The following is a 2,099-nucleotide window of genomic DNA, read 5'->3' on the forward strand; positions in this document are numbered from 1 at the left end:
GTATTGTTCTTTCCCCTTATTGATTTTTCCATATAAAGGGGAAAAAACCCTTTTATTAAATACGATAAATTGTTAATGAGAACACAAAGTTCATTTCGAATTTATCCCGCTATTTGTGGGCAGTAAGACCCCCATCTCAAAATTCAGCGAAAGCAAAGAAGTTAAGTGGGGACCCTGCTGCCCGTAAAAGCCCGCTTGGTGAGGGCTGATAATCAGTGGGGGGGGATGCCCCCTGATTAAAGTTTCACTTTATTGATTCAGTAAAATACAACTTAGATTGTGATGGGAATAAAGTAAACACACACAAGACGATAGTAATAAATAACATGATGAATGAACCTACAATAACTACAAGTTGTATAGAAATGAACTGAGTCGCAACACCAGATAATATTGTAATAAAGATTGTTACTAACGCAATAACAAGTCCATATATACTCCCGATCCGTCCCATTATATGAACGGGAACGTTATTTTGGTAAAATGTATAAAATCCTGTATTTGCATATGCCATAGAGAAAGATAAAATAAAGAATCCAATAGCAGCTATTAAAAATACATTTGAAAAAGCATAAATTAAATAACCAATTGCGATGAATAATGACCCTATTCCAATTAGAAATGAAGGTGCTAATTTCTTTGATAAAATTGTATTTGTTATGGCACCTAAAATAATTCCTGCACCAGCTATACTAACTAGAAAACCGTATTCGCTATCTGTTAGTAGTAATACCTCTTTCGCAAACGATAGTTCAAGTGAATCAGTAGCAGTTGCTAATACGAACATACTTTGAAATAAGAAATACACACATACGACATACACATGTTTTCTACTAAAATTTATAACAGTGTTCCAATCTTTTTTTAATACTGTAAGAGATAATGTATTACTAGTTGTATCCAAATCTTCTTTCTTATCAGGATTAGGTAAAAGTAATGTAATGAATCCTGATAAGATAAATGCTATAGCATTTATATATATAGCAATCTCTGGTGTACTCGCAATTAATAAAACCCCTGCTATCGCTGGACCAATTAAAAATGCACCAGATCCTATTAAACTACGTAATGAGTTGAAACGTTGTCTTTGTTCTACTGGAATTAATTTCGTCATATACGTCATAGCAGTTGGCTCATAAATTGCACTGGCCATACTTATAAAGAATACAAATACATAAACAATCCAAAGTGACGGAAGTAAAGGTAAAATAGCGATAAATAACGCCCGATATATATCGAGGTGAATCATTAATTTCCGTTTATTTAAACGATCAATCATACTCCCAGACCAAGCGTTTGTAAATAAAGTGGCTAATGGTTTTATTACATATAAAGTAGCAACAGCTAAGGCTGAGCCACCCATATTATAGACAAGTACATTCAGTGCTATTAAGTAAATCCATGCCCCTAAATTCGCAATACCAACTCCGGACAATAGTAATAAAGGATATTTCCAATCTTTAAGTAAGTTTTTCATTTTTTGGCCCCCGCTTTACAAATTGTTTTACAACAATAAAAAAATCCCACCCCCAAGACTTTTAATCTTAGGGACGAGATTTATCATCGCGGTGCCACCCTAGTTTGTTAATATGTCACCATACTAACCTTATCAGGTACTGCATTCTCATTCATGCTTATACCATAGCTCTATAACGGGAGCTCCCGTCACACCATCCCCTAATAATAGGTTCCGATGCGCTGCTCAGAGGCTTGGTTCAATAAAGAATTTTTACTCCTTTTCAGCTAAATGGAGCTCTCTGTGAAAAATTCATTTTATTTACTCTTCTCTTCACTGCATTTGATTTTTTCCATATTATCACAATTGTTTTTAACTGTAAATAAAAAACAATCAGATATTTATATTTCCGTCATTTTTGCTTTACGACCAATTCGACATACGAAACGCATTAGCTTTTTATGAAGATAAGGAAATAAAGTAAAGAATACGTCCATCGTTTTTTTTAATGGCATTGGACAAATTACTAATTTATTTTTATGAATAGCTTTCAGTGCAATTTCAGCAAACTTGTCAGCTGAAATTGGCTTATTTGTTTTTAGTTGTTTTATAATTTGATTCTTATTCATATTAATTGCAATTG

General features: G+C 33.3%; 1 protein-coding gene, 1 pseudogene and 1 other annotated feature. The gene and the pseudogene both read right to left on the reverse strand.

Going from position 1 to position 2,099, the window contains the following annotated elements; genetic code table 11:
* Positions 1-244 precede the first annotated feature (244 nt).
* Positions 245-1,477 carry an MFS transporter gene (locus GBN78_RS29575; protein ID WP_098939623.1) on the reverse strand — a complete coding sequence of 411 codons (1,233 nt, stop codon included), beginning with the start codon at positions 1,475-1,477 and terminating at the stop codon, positions 245-247.
* Between the two features lie 66 nt (positions 1,478-1,543).
* Positions 1,544-1,802 (reverse strand) — a binding site (T-box leader).
* Between the two features lie 55 nt (positions 1,803-1,857).
* Positions 1,858-2,099: pseudogene (locus GBN78_RS29580) on the reverse strand (oxidoreductase); the annotation flags it as partial.

The sequence above is a fragment of the Bacillus sp. B2-WWTP-C-10-Post-4 genome (assembly GCF_009183805.1).
GTDB lineage: Bacteria > Bacillota > Bacilli > Bacillales > Bacillaceae_G > Bacillus_A > Bacillus_A cereus.

What these genes read in the sequence shown, in the direction of transcription:
- GBN78_RS29575 (WP_098939623.1), bottom strand. Translation starts at nt 1,477, where the DNA reads ATGAAAAACTTACTTAAAGATTGGAAATATCCTTTATTACTATTGTCC.